This window comes from Mesorhizobium sp. WSM4312 (genome assembly GCF_002294875.1).
Lineage (GTDB): Bacteria > Pseudomonadota > Alphaproteobacteria > Rhizobiales > Rhizobiaceae > Mesorhizobium.
Window position 1 is genome coordinate 308211 of sequence record NZ_NSFU01000009.1, and the last position, 18797, is coordinate 327007.

An 18797-nucleotide genomic window follows, 5' to 3' on the forward strand; every position below is an offset into this window, starting at 1 on the left:
CTTGCGGCGGCAAGGCTTGCGGCGCAAGGGCGGCGCCTTCGATTACAAAGCGGCGAGCCGCGCCAAATGCCGGCCCCGGCGGCCGTGGATGCTTAAAGTTTGATCGATCGCGTTAGACCTTGGTTTGCCGCCGCGTGCTATATGCCCCATCACTAATATCCTTGGGGGTAAAAAATGCTGAAAGTTGCAGGCGGGTTTGCCCGTTCGCGCAGCGGCTCGATGATGCCGCTGTTCTTTCTCACGCTGGTGCCTGTCATAAGCGCCGTCGGCTTCTCGATCGACTATACCAGCGCGATCCAGGTCCGGTCCAACCAGCAGCAGGCCCTGGATGCCGCGCTCCTGTCGATCACCACCATGGACACCACCTCGACGCTGGCGCAGCGCCAGACGGCGCTGCAGGATTCCTTCGCCGCCAACGGTGGCCAGGGCACTGCGACGCTGAACAGTTTTGTGGCTGGTACCACCACCGCCGCCGCCACCGGCCGGGCCTCGGCAAGTTTCTCCATGCCGACCACGTTCATGCAGATCGCCAGGATCAACACCGTGCCGATTGCCGTCGCGTCGGCGGTCAGCAAGCCGCCGGCGCTCGTCAATGCGAGCTTCAAGATCACCAAGGTGTCGGGCTGGTGGAACAAGACGATGACGCTGTACGGCACGCAATTCGGAGCGACAGCGGCCAAGCCGCTGATGTCCATCGAGTATGTCTATAATGGCTTCGGGGATCCGAAGGGCTACGGCACCACGAACGTGTATACGATCACCAACAATGGTGGCGCCGATATCAAGACGCTCGTCCAGTCGCAAGTTTGCACCACCGCCAGCGTGACCACTTTCACCGGTCTGCCTGCCAATGCGATCCTCCAGACCAGTGGCAACAAGAAATATTCGACAACCTGCGTCGACACCATGTATCCGGCCAACAGCGCCGGCGCGGCGATCGATGTCAGCCAGATGGGTGGCCTCTCTCTGCAGATGTACGTGCCATCGGGCAACCCGCAATACCTCAAGTCGGACGATGCAAGCACCTCCAACCGACTCTTTAGCGGGGTGGACGCGAACGCCCTGACCGAGACCGCGACCGGGACGAGGGTCGACATCTTCTCCATCGTGCCTTGTGGCGTCACCAGCTATCAAGCCTGGGAAGACGGTGGCACAACGGTGCCGACTACGTCCTCAAATGCCGACTTCTTCTACAACGTCACCGGCAAGTGCGACTTCAACAAGCGGCCCTCGGACACAGCGCTGACGCAGTAGGGACAGACGCTGCTCACCTTCTCCCCTTGCGGGAGAAGGTGGATCGCCGCGTAGCGGCGAGACGGATGGTTGGACGGAACGCCGGGTCTGGCTAATCTGGCGCCATGCCGCATCAACCCGTCACCCAAGCCAAGCGTAAATTTGCCCGCTCGCTCCGGCGCGAGATGACGGAAGCGGAAGGCAGGCTCTGGCAGGAGCTGCGCGATCGCAGACTCGACCGGATAAAATTCCGGCGCCAGGCGCCTATCGGAAAATACGTTGCCGATTTCGTTTGCCCTGAAGCTCGGCTGATCATCGAGATCGATGGCAGCCAGCATGCGGGTCCGGATACGGACCAGATCCGCAAGACCGAGCTCGAGGCCAAGGGCTTTCGGGTTCTGCGTTTCTGGAATGACGATGTCCTGAAAGACCTCAACGCCGTCTGCGACACGATCATCGCCTATGTAAGAAATACCAGTCTGCAGCCCTGGCGGTGATGGCGCGCGTCTTCCTTCTCCCCTTGCGGGAGAAGGTGGATCGCCGCGTAGCGGCGAGACGGATGAGGGGTGTTCCAGGGAACGCCAACGCCTCACTCCGCTGGAGCACCCCTCATCCGACCTCGCTTCGCGAGGCCACCTTCTCCCGCAAGGGGAGAAGGGAAGGGCGCGCCCCATGCGCACTCAATCTTGATGGGCACGGTATTGGCGGCCCGGGTCGGCGTGGCCTAGCCTGGAGCACGTCAACTCCTGGAGAAGAACCCGATGCCTGATTCCGTGCTGCGTGTTTCCATCCTGCGCTGCGATGCAGCGAAGTTCGCGTCGTTTCGAGAGATGATGGTGGACGACGAGGCAGAGCTTCGGCCCGGCATCGAGGCACTGCCGGGGCTGCTCGTCTTCTACGCCGGCGCCGACGAGGCTACATCGTCGCTGATCAACACCAGTGTTTGGGACACGCTGGAGCACGCCAGGCAACTCGATACCTTCCAGCCCATGCTGGATGCGGGAAAGCGATTTGTCGCCGCGGGCGCGAGGCTCGAGCGGCCGATCATGCACTACACCTCACTGTGGCGTTTCGGGCCACTGGCGTAGAGGTGCCTTCATCACAAACCGGTGAGCGCTGTAACGAAGGGGCGGATGGCGGCGAAGTGGGGGAATGACCGGCGCATCCCAGCGCCCCTTACGGAGCCCGCCCCATGCCGAGAGCCTCAAACTTCATTGCCCTGTCCAGCCTGGGGGCGCTGGCGCTCGCCGCCTCGCTCGGTGCCGCCGCCGCGCAGCCGCTCAGCGTCGTCGAGCTGTTCACCAGCCAGGGCTGCTCATCCTGCCCGCCGGCCAATGCCAATCTGATCAAGGTCAAGGACCAGCCCGGCGTGCTGGCGCTGTCCTTCAACGTCACCTACTGGGACTATCTCGGCTGGAAGGACACTTTTGGAAAGCAGGAGTTCACCCAGCGCCAGGTCTCCTACGAGCCGCCGCTCGGCCATGACGGGCCGTTCACGCCGCAGGTGGTGGTCAACGGCCATGCCGATGTGGTCGGCGCGGCACCGGGCGAGATCGAGCATCTGATTTCCGCGACCGGCAAGACCGGCGGCCCCTCGCTGTCGCTCGACGGCAGCAAGGTGGCGATCGGCGCCGGCGCCGCACCGGGCGGCAAGGCCGATGTCTGGCTGGTGCGCTATGCCAAGGGCGTCGTGCAGGTGCCGGTGGCGCGCGGCGAAAACACCGGCCGCACGCTGCCGCATGCCAATGTCGTGCACGCGCTGGAAAAACTCGGCAGCTGGACCGGTAACGCCACTTCCTATGCGCTGCCCGCCGCCTCGGGTGGCCTGAGCACCGCCGTGCTGGTGCAATCGCCGGGCGGCGGGCCGATCCTGGCCGCCGCCACCAACTGATTTTCTTTCTCTTCGCGCGGGGCCGCATGCCGCGGCAACGCATCACCCGGCCCGCTTGCGCGCCAAAACCCAAGGAGACTTCCATGACCAAGTACTTGACCCTGCCGGCGCTCGCCTTCGCGCTTTCGGCCGCCGTCTTCGTCGCCGGCGCCCGTGCCGACGACGCGACCAACGCCATGAAGCCGGCCAATGCGATGGCCACCGACGCCATGAAACCGGCCACGGATGCGATGAAGCCGGCGGATGCGATGAAGCCCGCGACCGACGCGATGAAGCCCGCCGACCCGATGGCCACCAATGCGATGAAGCCCGCAGCGGACGCCATGAAGCCTGCCGCCGACGCCATGAAACCGGCGGCGGATGCGATGAAGCCAGCCACCGACGCGATGAAGCCAGCGCAGTAAGCAGGTCGGCTGCCCCTCACCGCTTCGCTCGCCTGACCGTTCCGGGGCGAGCGGCGCCTTCTCCCCCTCGGGGAGAAGGTGGCCCGGAGGGCCGGGGGAGTGCCGACGACAGGAGCCGCCGCACGGCAAATTGAGACCTCTTGGCGGCTTGCGTCGTATATATTGGAACAACAACAGGAGATCAGAACATGACCGGTATCGAAAAGACACGGCCGTTCTTTACCCGCAGCGCACTGGCCGTGCTCGGTTTTGCGGCGGTGGCGGCTGCGGCCTTGTGGCAGACCCCGGCGCGCTCGGCCGAGGACGCGGTGGTGATCCCGCCGCCGGCAATGGACGAAAAGGCCGCCCCGGGCAGCGAGACGGCGATCTTCGCCGGCGGCTGCTTCTGGGGCGTGCAGGGCGTGTTCCAGCACGTCAAGGGTGTCAGCAAGGCGGTCTCCGGCTATACCGGCGGCGCCAAGGATGACGCGGTCTACGAGACAGTCGGCACCGGCCGCACCGGCCATGCCGAATCCGTCGAGATCACCTACGATCCGTCGAAGGTGACCTTTGGCCAGCTGCTGCAGGTCTATTTCTCAGTCGCCCACAATCCGACGCAGCTGAACTACCAGGGCCCGGACTCCGGCACCCAGTACCGCTCGACGATCTTCGCCGAGAACGACACGCAGAAGAAGATCGCGCAGAGCTATATCGAGCAGCTCGACAAGGCCAAGCTCTATCCGGCACCAATCGTCACCACGATCGAGACCGGCAAGACCTTCTACCCGGCCGAGAACTACCACCAGGATTTTCTGACGCTGAACCCGACCTATCCCTACATCGTCTACAACGACCTGCCCAAGGTGGCGAACCTGAAGCAGCTGTTCCCGGCGCTGTACAGCGACAAGCCGGTGCTGGTGCTGTCGGCGAGCAATTGAGGCTTGGTTATCTCCCCCCTCGAGGGGGAGATGGCCGGCAAGCCAGAGGGGGTCGGTCCTACCAGGCCCAACCTCCCGCGACAGAAGGTCAGCGCTCCACACTCGGCGAATCTCCCCCACGAGGGGGAGATTCGCGTCCTGGTTACATGGGCTTCATCGCATCGCACGACACGTCAGGGTTCATGTCGGCGAAGGTGCCTGTCGGGTTCTTCTTCCAGGCCCAGACATGCAGCTCATAGAAGGGCCCCAGGCCATAGCGGTTGGGGGCGCTGTTGAAGTTGAACAGCTGTCCCTCCAGCGAAGCCGGCCCTTTCGAGGTGATGTACTCGACCGCCACCAGCTTTTGCGTGCCGTCCGCCATCGGCTCGTACATGACGGCTTCCGGCTTCGTTAGATCGACCGCATCGTCCTTCAGATAGGCAGCGTTGACATAGTGAATGCCCATGGCGCCGCCGGTTACTCCACTGGCGCAGGGGATGGGTGCATAGCCTTCGGCGGTGGCCATCGCCACATTCTCGAAGCGGCTGTCGGCTGCCCGCACCTTCTCCTCCAGCGTGCCGGTGCCATCGGCATTCGCCGCCGTTGCCGCGATCGACAGGATCGACAGGTTGATGAGGTGCCTGGTCCACACATGAATGTTCATTTTCTCTCCTGGTTTGTTGATTGCAAGCGGGAGCGGCCGCCCCCGCCGCGAAGTCTGGGCTAGGCTGGGCGCATCATCTGTCCGACCGGGTGAAGTCCCAGTATTGCGGCAGCTCCACGAGCTCCGGCAAGCCGATGTCGCGTCTCAGATAGTCGTCCTGCGGTGGCAATCGGCGCCGCCGCGAGCGCAATGGTGCGAACAGCAAGGCGGCAAGCCCGCGCAAAAGCCGGCCCCGTAACGGGCCTCGTTCGACTGGTCTCGAAGCCGCCGGCACCTCGCTGGACGCGTTGTCAGGCAAGCCGCCATCGCCGCGAAGGGCAGTTGGATGCGCATTGCCGCGATCAACGGTAAAAGTAAGGGTCAAGAACCCGCACCTCCGTGATCTTGTCGACCGGGAGCGCGTTTTTCTGCGCGGTGCTGCGGATCGCTTCCGGCGAGGGCGCATCGTAAATGCAGAAGCTCTGCTTCTTGTCCGGCGAGACGAAGGACTGCACCCAGGTCACGCCCTTCTCGGCGTTGCGCATGATGACGCCGCCAAGCGCGTCGGCGCCGACATCGTTCATCGGCACGCTGAGGCCATCGGGAAATGTGCGTTGAACCACATAGCGAGGCATATTGGTTTTCCTTTTCCATGGTTTCGCGCTCGATTTGAGCGCGCCTGGACATTGACCACGCTCGCCATGGCCGCGCATCGGAGCCTTTCCCTATGTTTTGTGGGAAGATTCCCCATAATGGCGACGTTATGTGTGAGGTTGCACCGAAATGTGTGGAGGGTCACATTGTCGGTCATGGTCCCGGACGCTTCTGGCGGACGTCGGGGAACCGCCGAAACATAATCCTTTCTGGGCGAATGATGATGCTTCTGGAACGGCAGACACAGCTGGAGCAGCTGGATGAACTTCTCGCGGAGGCCGCGAATGGACGCGGCCGCGTGGTGGCGCTGTCGGGCGAGGCAGGCGCCGGCAAGTCGGCGCTTGTCGAGGCTTTCGTCGGCAAGGTTGCCGATGGCACGCGCATCTTCCGCAGCGCCTGCGAGGATTTGTCGATCCCCGATCCGCTCGGCCCGCTCTACGATCTTGCCCGCGAGGCGCAATGGGCGATGCCGCGGGCGATCGACGCCCGGCAGGGGCAGAGGTTGCCCCTGTTTTCCGACGCGCTGGAAGTCTTCGAGGCAAGGACGCAGCCGACGCTCCTGATCATCGAGGATCTGCACTGGGCCGACGACGCGACACTGGATTTCGTTCGCTTCCTGGGGCGCCGCATCGCCAACACCCACATCCTGCTCGCCCTGACGGCGCGCACCGACCGCAGTGAAGGGCAGATGCGCGTGCGCCGCGTGCTCGGCGAAATTCCGGCCGGCAACGTCGTGCGCATCGATGTGCCCCTGTTGAGCGAGACGGCGGTGCTGTTGCTTGCCAATGCCGCCGGCCGTGATGGCGATGCCATCTACCGCGCGACGGCGGGCAATGCCTTCTTCGTTACCGAGCTTTTGTGCGCGGACAATGAGATGACGCCGCCTGCCAGCGTGCGCGACGCCGTCGTCGCACGGGCCGGCCGGCTGTCGGCCGGCGCCCGCTCGATGCTCGATGCGGTTTCGGTCTTTCCCAGACGCGCCGACGCGTGGGCACTGCAGGGCCTGTGCGGCGTCGCCGCTGCCGGCCAGCTCGCGGAATGTGTGTCGAACGGCCTGCTCGACGATCTCGGCGACGGCTACGCCTTCCGACACGAGATCGCGCGCCGCGCCATCGAGATGATGCTGACGACGAGTTCCAGGAGACTGTTCAATCAGCGTGCGCTGTCGGCGCTGCTCGAGAATGGTGGTGTCGCCACCGCGCGCCTCGTCCACCATGCGGTCGAGGCGCACAATCTGCAGGCGGTGCGTGAGTTCGCACCGGTCGCGGCGCGGGAGGCCTCGCGTGTCGGCGCCCATCGCGACGCCGCCGGCTACTACGAGGTTGCCCTGCGGCAGGCCGACACCCTGCCTCAAGATGAGCGCGCCGGGCTTTACGAGCAATATGCGTTCGAGTGCCATCTGATCGCGCGCATAGACGAAGCCATCAAGGCGCAGGAACAGGCACGTGTGTTGCAACAGGCGCTGGGCAACAGGCTGAAGGAAGGCGACAGCCTGAGATGGCTGTCGCGCTTCGCCTATCTTCTGGGGGACCGACAGGCGGCCGACATGTTCGGCGCCCAGGCGGTCGCATTGCTGGAAACCGTTCCCGCCAGCGCCGAACTCGCCATGGCCTATTCGAACCTTTCGCAGCTTGCGATGCTGGCCGAAAGGCTGGACGAGACCTTGTCGCTCGGCGCCAGGGCGATCGAACTCGCCGAACGGTTGAACAGGCCGGAAGTCGTTTGCCATGCTCTCAACAATGTCGGCGCCGCCGAGCAGTGGCTGGACCTGAGCAGCAGCAGGCTGCATCTCGCCCGCAGCCTCGAGATCGCGCTGGAGCAGAATTTTCAGGAACATGCCGCGCGCGCCTTCACCAACTGCGCTTGTGGCGAGATGAACCAGTTGGGCTACAGCCAGGCCCAATCCTTCCTTGATCGCGGCATCGACTACTGCGTCGAGAACGATCTGGCGACCTGGCGCGATTACATGCGTGGCGTGCGGGCCCAGTTGTTGGTGCGCAACGGACGCTGGGATGACGCGGCTGCCGAGGCGCTGGACGTGGTTGCCAACGACCGGGCGACGGCGCTGGTGCGCTATCCCGCCCTTGTGGCGCTGTCGCGGCTGAGGGTCCGCCGCGGCGACCCCTCGGCAGAGCCGCTCCTGGCGGAGATGAAGCGGTTTCCGGAGAAGGGCGCCGAACTGCAGCGGCTGTTACCCTACGCGGCCGTGATGGCCGAACGGGCCTGGCTAGGGGAGGCGGAAAAGGACGAGGCGCTGCGGCTGATCGGCCTTGCCGAGAACATGTCGCCGACCCGGGCGGTCTTCGCCGAACTGGCCGCCTGGCGGCAGATGCTGGCACCCGATGCAGATCCGGGCGACACATCGGGCATGGCCGCGCCCTACCGGATGCTGCTGGCCGGCGACTGGCGGGGAGCGGCCGCGGCGTGGGCCGAACTCGACGCGCCTTACGAACGCGCCCTGGCGCTGGCGCAGGGCGATGAGGCGGCACAGCGGGCGGCGCTGGAGATCCTCGAGGCGCTCGGCGCCCGGCCCGTCGCGAGCCATGTGCGCGACATCATGCGGCGAAACGGCGTCATCGGCATCGCGCGTGGACCGCGCCGCACCACGCGCGCCAACAGCGCCGGCCTGACCCAGCGCCAGATGGAAGTGCTGCAGCTGATTGAGCGGGGTCTCTCCAACAAGCGCATAGCCGAGCATCTCGCCATTTCGCCCAAGACGGTCGATCACCACGTCTCGGCGGTGCTGGGCAAGCTGGATGCCGTCTCGCGCGGCGAGGCCTCCGCTGCCGCGCGCGCCAGCGGGCTGATCTGAAGACGGAACGACCGGCCCCTCAATCGTAGGTCAGATCCGTCGCCTTGCCGCCGAACACGCGGTAGGCATAGAAGGAATAGAAAATGATGATCGGCAGCACCACCGCCGTGCCGACAAGGATGATGGCCAGGCTTTCGGTCGCCGACGCCGCCTGCCATATCGTCAATTTATCGGGCACCACGAACGGGTAGAACGACCAGGCGAGGCCGGCAAAGCCGAGCACGAAGATGGCGGCCAGCGTCAGGAACGGCGTCAGCGCATGGCGGTCGTCGGGCTTCGGCAGATGGAAGGTCTGCCGCCACAGCCACAGGAACAACAGCGCCGACAGGATCGGCAGCGGCGAGAGATAGAGCATCTGCGGCCAGGCGAACCATTTGTCGAAGATGCGCGGGCTGGCGAAAGGCGTGGCCAGCGACACCGCCGCCATGCCGAGCGCCGTCAGCACCAGCGCGGTGCGCAGCCAGCGCACCGCCTTCTTCTGCAGCTCGCCCTCGGTCTTGTAGATCACCCAGGCGGCACCCATCGCCGCATAGGCGGCGGCCAGGCAGAACGCCACCAGCACGCCGAACGCCGTACCGCCCAGGCCGACATCGAGGCCGAGCACATAGACGCCCAGCATATAGCCCTGCGCCAGCGAGGCGATGACGGAGCCGAGGAAAAAGATGCGGTTCCAGCGATGCTTCTTGCCGCTCGGCACCTTGGCGCGAAAATCGAAGGCGACGCCGCGCAGGATCAGCCCGACCAAGAGCACGAAGACGGGAATGTAGAGCGCGGTGAGGATGACGCCATGCGCCATCGGGAAGGCGACCAGCAGCAGGCCGACGGCCAGCACCAGCCAGGTCTCGTTGGCGTCCCAGAACGGGCCGATCGCCGCGATCATCGTATCCTGCTCTGCGTCCTCGGCCATGGCGAACAAGATGCCGATGCCGAGGTCGAAACCGTCGAGGATGACATAGATCAGGATGGCGAGGCCCATCAGTCCGGCGAAGATCAGCGGGAGAGCGGTTGGCCAGTCCAAGGTCATTTTTCCTACTCCCCAGCCGCCGGCTGCGACATGGCTGCTTTCATGACGCCCGGCAGCGGTGATGAATCACCATCCTTCGCCGCTTTCAGCGCCAGATGCACCAGCACGCCGAGATAGGCGATCAGCAACAGCACATAGAGGATGAGATAGACGGCGAGCGTCAGCGCGACATGGCTGCCCGCCACCGGGCCGACGGCATCGGCGGTCTTGAGCACGCCGGTGACCAGCCAGGGCTGGCGGCCGATCTCGGTCGTGTACCAGCCGGCCAGCGTCGCCAGCCAGCCCGACAGCGCCATCGGCACCATCAGCATGGCGAGCGGCTTGGGCAGGCTGTGCCGGCGCTTGAGGAAGAAGGCGGCCGACCAGGAGACGGCGAGCATCAGAAGGCCGGTGCCGACCATGATGCGGAAGCTCCAGAAGATTGGGAAGACCGGCGGATGGTTGCCGGGAAAATCGTTCAGCCCCGGCACCACGCCGTCGGTCGAGTGCCGCAGCACCAGGCTTGCGCCGTCGGGGATGGCGACCTCGAATTTGTTTTCCTTGGCCGCCTCGTCGGGCAGCGCGAACAGCACCAGCGGCACGTTGGGGCCGGTGTTCCAGTTGGCCTCCATGGCGGCGATCTTCTGCGGCTGGTGCTCCAGCGTGTTCAGCCCATGCTGGTCGCCGGCAAGGATCTGGATGGGGATCAGGATCGCGGCGGTGAAGACACCGGTGCGCAACGCCTTCCACATCGATTCCGAGCGGTCGCCGTTGAGATGACGCGCCGCCGACAGGCCCGATATCAGGAACGAGACCGTCAGCCCTGAGGCCAGGAGCATATGCACCAGCCGGTAAGGCATCGACGGGTTGAAGACGATGGCCCACCAGTCGACCGCATGCGCCTTGCCGTCAATCATCTCGAAGCCGGCCGGCGTCTGCATCCAGGAATTCAGCGCGATGATCCAGAAGGCCGACAGGGTGGTGCCGCCGGCGACCAGCACCGTCGCCAGCGTGTGGACGCGGTTGGAGACGCGGCGGAAGCCGAACAGCATGATGCCGAGGAAGGCCGCCTCGAGGAAGAAGGCGGTGAGGATCTCGTAGGCCAGCAGCGGCCCGGCGATGTTGCCGACATGCTCCATATAGCCCGGCCAGTTGGTGCCGAACTGGAAGCTCATGGTGACACCGGACACCACGCCCATGGCGAAGGACAGCGCGAACACCTTCACCCAGGTGAAATAGGCGCGCATCCAGGCGGAATCGTTGGTCGCGTTGTAGCGCAGCTTGAAGAACAGCAGCACCCAGCCAAGTGCAATGGTGATCGTCGGAAACAGAATATGAAACGAAATATTCGCGCCGAACTGGATGCGCGACAGTATGAGCGGGTCCATGGCGGGCTCCGGCTGCTATTTGCTGGCGGCAGCGTATGCCCGTAACGCGAGTTGGTCAAAGCGGCGTCCTGCCGCGAGGCTGAACGCCACAGGACAATTTTACCGGTTCATGCGGGTACATCTCCAGCCGCTGCCGGCACGGGCTGTCCAGAACTGTCAGCAGCGCCACTGACTTGCGGGTTGCACGCGATGACATTCGGCCTATATCAGGGGACCTCTTTCAGGCAGCCGTTTTTCAGCCCATGCCCTCCATTCTGTCCATTTCCGGGGTCTCCAAGACCTACGCCACCGGTTTCACCGCGCTCAAGGAAGTCACTCTCGACATCCAGCGCGGCGAGATCTTCGCTTTGCTCGGGCCGAACGGTGCCGGCAAGACGACCCTGATCTCGATCGTCTGCGGCATCGTCAACCGCTCGACCGGCACCGTCACGGTCGACGGTCACGACATCAGCAAGGATTACCGCGCCGCGCGCAGCCTGATCGGCCTGGTGCCGCAGGAACTGACCATCGACGCTTTCGAGAGCGTCTGGGCGACGGTCAACTACAGCCGCGGCCTGTTCGGCAAGCCGGTTAACCACGGCTTCGTCGAGAAGGTGCTGCGCGATCTGTCGCTGTGGGACAAGAAGGACGCCAAGGCGATCACGCTGTCGGGCGGCATGAAGCGCAGGCTGATGATCGCCAAGGCGCTGTCGCATGAGCCGCGCATCCTGTTCCTCGACGAGCCGACCGCCGGCGTCGATGTCGAGCTGCGCCAGGACATGTGGGAGATGGTGCGCCGGCTGCGCGAGGATGGCGTCACCATCATCCTCACCACCCACTATATCGAGGAAGCCGAAGCGATGGCCGACCGCGTCGGCGTCATCAACCGCGGCGAAATCATCCTGGTCGAGAACAAGGCCGAGCTGATGCGCAAGCTCGGCCGCAAGCGGGTGGTGCTGGAGCTGCGCAATCCGCTGACCGCCATTCCCGAAACCTTCTCGGGCTATGCGCTGGAGCTGTCGCCGGATGGCGGGCAGTTGACCTACACCTATGACAACCAGGCCGAGCGGCCGGGCGTCGCCTCGCTGATCCGCGATCTCGAGGCCGGCGGCATCCAGTTCCGCGACATCGACACGCAAAACAGCTCGCTCGAGGAGATCTTCGTCAATCTGGTGAGGAGAGAGCCATGACCCTGCGCGCAGCCATGAATTTCCGTGCAGTCTGGGCGATCTACCGGGTCGAGATGGCGCGTGCCTTTCGCACCGTGCTGCAGAGCATCATCTCGCCGGTCATCTCAACATCGCTCTACTTCGTCGTCTTCGGCTCGGCCATCGGCTCGCGCATCACCGAGATCGACGGCATCAGCTACGGCGCCTTCATCGTACCCGGGCTGATCATGCTGTCGCTGTTGACGCAGTCAATCTCCAACGCCTCCTTCGCCATCTATTTCCCGAAATTCGTCGGCTCGATCTACGAGCTTCTGTCGGCGCCGGTCTCCTATCTGGAGATCGTCATCGCCTATGTCGGCGGCGCGGCGACCAAGTCGATCATCCTCGGCCTGATCATCCTGGCCACCGCCTCTTTGTTCGTGCCGCTCCACATCGAACATCCGTTCTGGATGATCGCCTTCCTGGTGCTGACGGCGGTGACCTTCAGCCTGTTCGGCTTCATCATCGGCATCTGGGCGAAAAGCTTCGAGCAGCTGCAGCTTGTGCCGCTCTTGATCGTCACGCCGCTCACCTTCCTCGGCGGCAGCTTCTATTCGATCCACATGCTGCCCGGCATCTGGAAGACGATCACGCTGTTCAATCCGGTCGTGTATCTGATCAGCGGCTTCCGCTGGAGTTTTTACGGCAAGGCCGACGTCTCGGTCGGCGTCAGCCTCGGCATGACGCTGGTCTTCCTGGCCGTCTGCATCGCCATCGTCGCCTGGATCTTCAAGACCGGCTACCGGCTGCGGAACTGACCGCCCCTCACTGCGACCAATACTGCCAGGCCCAGTAAAAGCTTTCGTCGCGCGGCGGCAGGCGGTCGCGGCCGGCCTGGAATTGGACCGGCGCCGGCGAGCGCTCCTGCCTCGCCGTCTTGTCGTCGGAGGCAAGGCCGAGCAGCCAGGCGCCGAAATGGGCGAACAGCACGGCGGTGGAATGGGTCATCGTCACTCTCCTGCGCTTGCGGTTGATCATTCCCGTCCCGCCCACGGGACGAGCGCGCGCTCGATCCTGCGGATGGTGAATTCGAGCACGAAGGCGATGGCCGCGATCACCAGAATGCCCATGATCACCACGTCGGTGACCAGGAACTGCGCCGCCGACTGGATCATGAAGCCAAGCCCGCGCGTCGCCGCCACCAGTTCGGCCGCGACCAGCGTCGACCAGCCGGCGCCGAGCGCGATGCGCAGCCCGGTCAGGATCGACGGCAGCGCGCTGGGCAGGATGACGTGGCGGACCACTTGCGCGCGCGTCGCGCCAAGCGATCGCGCCGCGTTGATGCGTTCCTGCGAGACGCTGCGGACGCCCGAAGCGGTCGACAGCGCCACCGGCGCCAGCATGGCGATGGCGATCACCAGGATTTTCGACGGCTCGCCAATGCCGAACCAGATGATCACCAGCGGCAGATAGGCCAGCGGCGGGATCGGCCGCAGGAATTCCAGCAGCGGATCGAAAATGCCGCGACCGACCGTGCTGGTGCCGATGGCAAGACCAACGGGCACGCCGACCAGGATGGCGGCGACCAATGCGGCGAACACCCGGACCAGGCTGGCGACAGTGTGCTGCAGCAGCGTCGCGTCGACGAAGCCGTCGCCGATCACGACGATGAATTTGTTCCACACCGCGACGGGCGAGGGCAGGAACACCGGCGACACCAGTTGCAGGCGGGCCGACAGCGCCCATGCCGCCAGCACCACCAGGATGGTGACCGCGCTGATCATGCGGGCCGAAACGCCCTTGCGTTTCGGGCTCGGCCGCGACCACGGCACCGACAGGCCGTCGGCCTCTTCAGTCCTGGGGCCGGCGCGCTCGGTGTAAGAGAAGATGGTCATGCCGCTTCTCCCTCGAAGATGGCATCGGTCAGTTCGCCGCGCGCCGTGGCGAAGGCCGGGTCGGCCTTGATCGCGCGGATGGCCTCGCCCGCGGCGTAGCGCCTGGAAAAGTCTGGCTCGAAGGTGCGCACCACACGGCCGGGGCCCGGCGCCAGCACGACGATGCGGGTGGCGAGCACCAGCGCCTCCTCTATGCCGTGCGTCACCATCAGCACGCCGGCATGGCTTGCCGTCCAGAGATCGAGCAGCGTCGTCTGCATGCGCTCGCGCGTCAGCGCGTCGAGCGCGCCGAGCGGCTCGTCGAGCAGCAGGAATTGCGGTTCGGCGGCGAGCGCGCGGGCAAGGCCGACGCGCTGGCGCATGCCGCCGGAAAGCTCCCAGATGTGCTTGTCGCCGGCATCGGCCAGCTTGACCAGCGCCAGAAGCTCGTCGGCGCGCCGCGCCCGCTCGGCCGGCCTGACACCGCGCAGGCGCAGCGCGAAGGCGACGTTTTCGCGCGCGGTCAGCCAGGGAAACAAGGCATCGTTCTGGAACACCACGGCGCGATCCGAACCAGGTGCCGAGATCGGGCGGCCGTTGATCGTGGCCGTGCCGCGTACCGGCGTGACGAGGCCAGCGGCGACATTGAGCAGCGAGGTCTTGCCGCAGCCGGAACGGCCGACAAGGACGACGAAATCATCCCCGGCCACGTCGATCGACGCACGCTCCACGGCGGGGTGGCCGTCATAGTGGATCGAGATCCTGTCGAGCACGAGATGCGGCATGGGGCCTCCCGGGAAGTTTCATTGAAGCTCGCCCGCCCCGAAACCACGCCTCGTCAGCGGTTCCGGGGCAGGCACGCGCGGCGTCAGGGAAGGAGATCCGCGCGCGTTCAGCTGGCGCCAGGCGCTCAGTTCGAGGCCAGCGCCTCGGTGACGTATTTCGACGTCACATATTTCGAATAGTCCGGCAGCACGGCGTCGACCTTGCCCTGCTCCTTGAGGAAGGCGGAGGCGGCCGCGACAGCCTTGACCGTGCCGCCGCCGAGGAATTTGTCGGAGGCCTGCTCCTCCAAGGTCGGGAAGACATAGCCCTTCAACAGCTCCGGCACCTCTTCCAGCTTGGCGCCGGTAAGCTTGGCGATCTTGCCGGCCTGCGGCGAGGACACCGACCAGGCGTCGGGCTTGGCGAGGTACTCGGCATAGGCCGCGCCCGTGACCTTGACGAAATCGCGCACCGCTTCCGGGTTCTTCTGCGCAAAATCGGTGCGCACGATCCAGGCGTCGAAGGTCGGCGCGCCCCAGGCGGCGACCTGCGAGGAATCCAGCACCACCTTGCCCGTCGTCTTGATCTGGCCGAGGGCCGGATCCCAGACATAGGCCGCGTCGATGTCGCCGCGCGCGAAGGCGGCGGCGATTTCGGGCGGCCGCAGATTGAGGATCTGGACCGACTTCGGATCGACATTCTCGTGCTTGAGCGCGGCAAGCAGGCTGTAATGCGTGGTCGAGACGAAGGGCACGGCGACCTTCTTGCCGGCGAGGTCGGCGACCTTCTCGATGCCGGCACCGTTGTGGGCGACCAGCGCCTCGGACGGTCCGATCAGGCCTACGACGAAGATGGTCTGGATCGGCAATTCGCGGCTTGCCGCCGCCGCCAGCGGGCTCGAACCGACATAACCGATGTCGATCGAGCCGGAAGCGACCGCGGCGATGACATCGGCGCCGGAATCGAATTTACGCCAGTCGATCGTGGCCTTGGTGGCTTTTTCATAGGCGCCATCGGCTTGCGGCACTTTGGAAGGCTCGACCACCGTCTGGTAGCCGATGGTGATCTTCAGATCCTCGGCCAGGGCCGGGCTGAGAAAGGCGGCGCCGGCAAGCGCGGCGGACGACAGAAGGAGAATGCGTCGCGAAATGGTGGACATCAAAGGGCTCCATGAAAACAGAGAAAACCGGATTGCCGCATGATAGTCCGCTAATTCTATCGTTCTTGTAGAGTTAAATCCTTCCAACGAAGGCGGGTTTGTTGGAAAAAATCTGTCGGGGGCGCTGTGCCGATGCGGAAAGGGCGGCTGCAATTGCCGTCATCGCCCCTCCATATGAACGGGAAAGGTGCCCCGCGAACGCCAGACTTCGTCATCCTAGGGCGAAGCAAGGAGCGCGGCGACGCGCGCAGACCCCTGGAGTTGCTCCGCAGCCCAAGGGATCCATTCCGTGACTCCGAAGCGTTGCTGCGGTGCATAGTTCTGCTCCGTCGCATCCTTCGATCGAGGTCACGGCATGGATCCTCGGGTCTCCGCGACGGAGCTTCGCTCCTGCTCCGCCCGTGGATGACGAAGTCGGGAAGGCTCGGCCAACCGTCGACGCCCTCACCTACGAAACGACAATTTCGCTTTTGCGATTGCCACACAAATCCATGCCTCGAATCGCCACGGAATTGACAAGCCGTTCCGCGTGTTCGAGGATAAGTATAGTATCCTTATCGACATGAGGGATTGGAGACGACGATGAGCGGGCAGCCCACCACTCACGGCATGCGTCGCCTGCCGGAGGCGCATAATCGGCGGGCGGCACGGCTGTCCCGCGCGGAACCATTTGTCGCCTCGTCGCCGTCAAGATGCATTTCTGTGCTCTTAATGGCACAAAAGCCTGACAAAATGGCTCCAGCGGCTTGAAAACGAAGCAAAATCAACGTTTCTCGGCTTGTATATCATGTCACTAGAATTTATGTGTCATGGATGCTTAGGCGCGGCGGGGAGGCTCGCCAGGCGTTTCGCAACGGATGGCCTCGTGCCGTCGCATGATAGAGAAACGTTCGGTCAATGCTCACCAAAAAAGGCAAGTACGGCCTCAAGGCGCTGGTCCACCTGGCGCACCTGCCGGCCGGACAGCTGGCTTTCGTCAACGACATCGCGACCGGCAACAACATCCCGAAGAAATTTCTCGATGCCATACTGGGCGAGTTGCGCAATGCCGGTTTCGTCCAGAGCCGCAAGGGCAAGGATGGCGGCTACCGCCTGGCGCGGCCAGCCGACGAGATCAAGGTCGGCCATGTCGTGCGCGTCCTCGACGGGCCGCTGGCGCCAATTCCCTGCGCCAGCCGCACACAATATCAGCGCTGTGAAGACTGCAACGAGGCGACATGCCAAGTCCGACATCTGATGCTCGAGGTCCGGCAGGCGATCGCCGAGGTGCTCGACCAGCGCAGCCTCGCCGAGATGCGCGACATCGGCCTCGACGACCTTACGGTCGCGAGGGAGATCGACGAGCTGCCCGTCACCGTGAAGGTCCAGGCCTGACGCCTCGCATTCCACAGGTGCGCGCATGAGCGGGCGCGCCAGTTCGATCATCCCCAATTCGATCATCATCGTCGGCGGCGGCGCCTCAGGCGTCGTGATGGCCGCGCATCTCCTGAAATCGACCAATCCGGATCTGCGCGTCACGCTGATCGAAAAGCGCCCGCATTTCGGCCAGGGCATCGCCTATTCGACGCTGCTGTCGGCGCATGTGCTGAATGTCAGCGCCGCCGGCATGAGCGCCTATGCCGACGATCCCGGCAATTTCTGGCGCTGGCTGCACGGGCGTGGCCTGGTCGACCAGGAGCAGACGCCGCAGACGCCCTTTTACGCGCCACGCAGCATCTACGCCCGCTATCTCGGCGAACTGCTCGACGAACTCGAAGCGCGCGAACAGCCGACCGGGCGGCTGCGCCTGATCCACGAAGAGAGCCTGTCGATCACGCCGACCGCGTCCGGCGTCGAGGTGGCGCTCGCCAACGGCACCAGCGTCGTCGCCCACATGGCCATACTCGCCACCGGCCATGACGAACAGCCGGCGCAAGGCCATGCGGTTCGCATGGGCTCGGAGGCCGACACCGCGCTCGACCCGGAAAGCCGCGTCATGGTGCTGGGCACCGGCCTCAGCATGGTCGACGCGTTCCTGGCGCTGGAACAGCGCGGCCACAGGCGCGAGATCGTCGCGGTGTCGCGGCGCGGCCTGCTGCCGTCGCCGCACCGCAAGGGCAATCCGATCAAGCTCGACGTCGCCGACATTCCGCTCGGCACCCAGCTTTCCTATTTCGTCGGCTGGTTCCGCGACCTGATCCGCGAGAACCAGAAGGCCGGCATCGACTGGCGCGACGTGGTCGACGGCCTGCGCCCCTTCAACCAGAAGATCTGGCAGAATTGGCCGGCTTCCGCCAAGCGCCGCTTCGTCGAGCACACCAAGGCCTGGTGGGACATCCACCGCCATCGCATGGCGCCCGAGGTCTACGCCAAGGTGACGCAAGCCGTGCAATCGGGACGCATCCGGCTTGTCGCTGGGCGCGTCGTCGGCATCACGCCAGGCGAGGCCTTCAGCGTCGACGTCCAGTCGCGCCACAGCCAGCTTGTCGAGACGTTCGACGTCGCCCGTATCTATGATTGCTCGGGGATCGTGCGGGACATTTCGACCTCGTCGAACAGCGTGGTGCGCTCGCTGGTCGACCGCGGGCTCGCGCGGCCGGATCCCATGCGCATCGGCCTCGACGTGTCGGCCAATTGCGAGATCATCGCCGGCGACGGCACGGTCTCGCGCAAGATCCACGCCGTCGGCCCGCTGACGCGCGGCACCTTCTTCGAGATCGATGCCATTCCCGACATCCGCATCCAGTGCGCGCGGCTGAGCAAGCAGTTGCTGGGGTAGGGCGACCCGGACTCTTCGTTTTGACCCAATTCCCAAGGGAAAGCGCTACGCGCTTTTCCCGGGAAATGGAGTGCGCCCCTCGGAGCGGACAGGATCAAGCGGCAGTTTTGACCATCTTCCGGGCGTGTTGGTCTTCGAACTGTTGCGGGCTGAGATAGCCGAGCGCTGAATGCAATCGGCGGGTGTTGTA

19 protein-coding genes are annotated in these 18797 nt (G+C 64.8%); 11 read left to right on the forward strand and 8 right to left on the reverse strand.

Features of this window, described 5'->3' with window-relative positions:
• Positions 1-174 precede the first annotated feature (174 nt).
• From CK228_RS17545 to msrA, 6 genes are all read left to right on the forward strand, one after another.
• Positions 175-1254, forward strand: coding sequence for a pilus assembly protein TadG-related protein (locus CK228_RS17545; protein ID WP_179295952.1), 1080 nt, complete (start codon positions 175-177; stop codon positions 1252-1254).
• A gap of 104 nt (positions 1255-1358) precedes the next feature.
• Positions 1359-1730: an endonuclease domain-containing protein gene (locus CK228_RS17550; protein WP_095788658.1), complete on the forward strand. Its 372-nt coding sequence runs from the start codon at positions 1359-1361 to the stop codon at positions 1728-1730.
• Positions 1731-1994: 264 nt separating this feature from the next.
• A complete protein-coding gene (locus CK228_RS17555; protein WP_095775634.1) occupies positions 1995-2321 on the forward strand; it encodes a hypothetical protein in 327 nt (108 codons plus the stop codon).
• 104 nt (positions 2322-2425) lie between these two features.
• A complete protein-coding gene (locus tag CK228_RS17560) occupies positions 2426-3124 on the forward strand; it encodes a DUF1223 domain-containing protein (protein WP_095788659.1) in 699 nt (232 codons plus the stop codon).
• An 83-nt stretch (positions 3125-3207) separates the two neighbouring features.
• Positions 3208-3528: a hypothetical protein gene (locus CK228_RS17565; protein WP_019862212.1), complete on the forward strand. Its 321-nt coding sequence runs from the start codon at positions 3208-3210 to the stop codon at positions 3526-3528.
• Between the two features lie 188 nt (positions 3529-3716).
• On the forward strand, positions 3717-4445 hold the full coding sequence (gene msrA, locus CK228_RS17570) for a peptide-methionine (S)-S-oxide reductase MsrA (protein ID WP_095788660.1): 729 nt from the start codon (positions 3717-3719) through the stop codon (positions 4443-4445).
• A 142-nt stretch (positions 4446-4587) separates the two neighbouring features.
• On the opposite strand, the gene CK228_RS17575 is transcribed toward msrA, so the two are convergent.
• Both CK228_RS17575 and CK228_RS17585 read right to left on the reverse strand, forming a co-directional pair.
• Positions 4588-5088 (reverse strand): hypothetical protein, encoded by a 501-nt coding sequence (locus CK228_RS17575; RefSeq protein ID WP_095788661.1) that lies wholly within the window; start codon positions 5086-5088, stop codon positions 4588-4590.
• A 341-nt stretch (positions 5089-5429) separates the two neighbouring features.
• On the reverse strand, positions 5430-5702 hold the full coding sequence (locus CK228_RS17585; protein ID WP_095788663.1) for a DUF4242 domain-containing protein: 273 nt from the start codon (positions 5700-5702) through the stop codon (positions 5430-5432).
• Between the two features lie 242 nt (positions 5703-5944).
• Here CK228_RS17585 and CK228_RS17590 point away from each other — a divergent pair, with 242 nt between their 5' ends.
• Positions 5945-8533: an AAA family ATPase gene (locus tag CK228_RS17590; protein WP_095788690.1), complete on the forward strand. Its 2589-nt coding sequence runs from the start codon at positions 5945-5947 to the stop codon at positions 8531-8533.
• A 19-nt stretch (positions 8534-8552) separates the two neighbouring features.
• On the opposite strand, the gene CK228_RS17595 is transcribed toward CK228_RS17590, so the two are convergent.
• A complete protein-coding gene (locus tag CK228_RS17595) occupies positions 8553-9557 on the reverse strand; it encodes a cytochrome d ubiquinol oxidase subunit II (protein ID WP_095788664.1) in 1005 nt (334 codons plus the stop codon).
• 5 nt (positions 9558-9562) lie between these two features.
• Positions 9563-10924, reverse strand: a complete 1362-nt coding sequence (locus tag CK228_RS17600) for a cytochrome ubiquinol oxidase subunit I (RefSeq protein ID WP_095788665.1) — start codon at positions 10922-10924, stop codon at positions 9563-9565.
• Positions 10925-11166: 242 nt separating this feature from the next.
• Here CK228_RS17600 and CK228_RS17605 point away from each other — a divergent pair, with 242 nt between their 5' ends.
• Together CK228_RS17605 and CK228_RS17610 are read left to right on the forward strand one after the other, a co-directional pair.
• Positions 11167-12093 (forward strand): ABC transporter ATP-binding protein, encoded by a 927-nt coding sequence (locus CK228_RS17605; protein ID WP_095788666.1) that lies wholly within the window; start codon positions 11167-11169, stop codon positions 12091-12093.
• Positions 12094-12107: 14 nt separating this feature from the next.
• A complete protein-coding gene (locus CK228_RS17610; protein WP_095775669.1) occupies positions 12108-12869 on the forward strand; it encodes an ABC transporter permease in 762 nt (253 codons plus the stop codon).
• Between the two features lie 7 nt (positions 12870-12876).
• On the opposite strand, the gene CK228_RS17615 is transcribed toward CK228_RS17610, so the two are convergent.
• The 4 genes from CK228_RS17615 to tauA all read right to left on the reverse strand — a co-directional run bounded on the left by CK228_RS17615 (position 12877) and on the right by tauA (position 15849).
• Entirely contained in the window at positions 12877-13059 is a 183-nt protein-coding gene (locus CK228_RS17615; RefSeq protein ID WP_095788691.1) for a hypothetical protein, read from the reverse strand.
• 26 nt (positions 13060-13085) lie between these two features.
• Entirely contained in the window at positions 13086-13946 is an 861-nt protein-coding gene (locus CK228_RS17620) for an ABC transporter permease subunit (protein WP_095788667.1), read from the reverse strand.
• On the reverse strand, positions 13943-14710 hold the full coding sequence (locus CK228_RS17625) for a taurine ABC transporter ATP-binding protein (RefSeq protein WP_095788668.1): 768 nt from the start codon (positions 14708-14710) through the stop codon (positions 13943-13945). The genes CK228_RS17620 and CK228_RS17625 overlap by 4 nt, the downstream gene beginning before the upstream one ends.
• A gap of 125 nt (positions 14711-14835) precedes the next feature.
• On the reverse strand, positions 14836-15849 hold the full coding sequence (gene tauA, locus CK228_RS17630; RefSeq protein WP_095788669.1) for a taurine ABC transporter substrate-binding protein: 1014 nt from the start codon (positions 15847-15849) through the stop codon (positions 14836-14838).
• A gap of 897 nt (positions 15850-16746) precedes the next feature.
• Between tauA and CK228_RS17635 the strand changes: the two genes are divergently transcribed.
• Both CK228_RS17635 and CK228_RS17640 read left to right on the forward strand, forming a co-directional pair.
• Complete coding sequence (locus CK228_RS17635; RefSeq protein ID WP_095775621.1) at positions 16747-17223, forward strand: Rrf2 family transcriptional regulator; 477 nt, start codon at positions 16747-16749, stop codon at positions 17221-17223.
• Between the two features lie 25 nt (positions 17224-17248).
• Positions 17249-18607: an FAD/NAD(P)-binding protein gene (locus tag CK228_RS17640; RefSeq protein ID WP_095788670.1), complete on the forward strand. Its 1359-nt coding sequence runs from the start codon at positions 17249-17251 to the stop codon at positions 18605-18607.
• Positions 18608-18797: the final 190 nt, after the last annotated feature.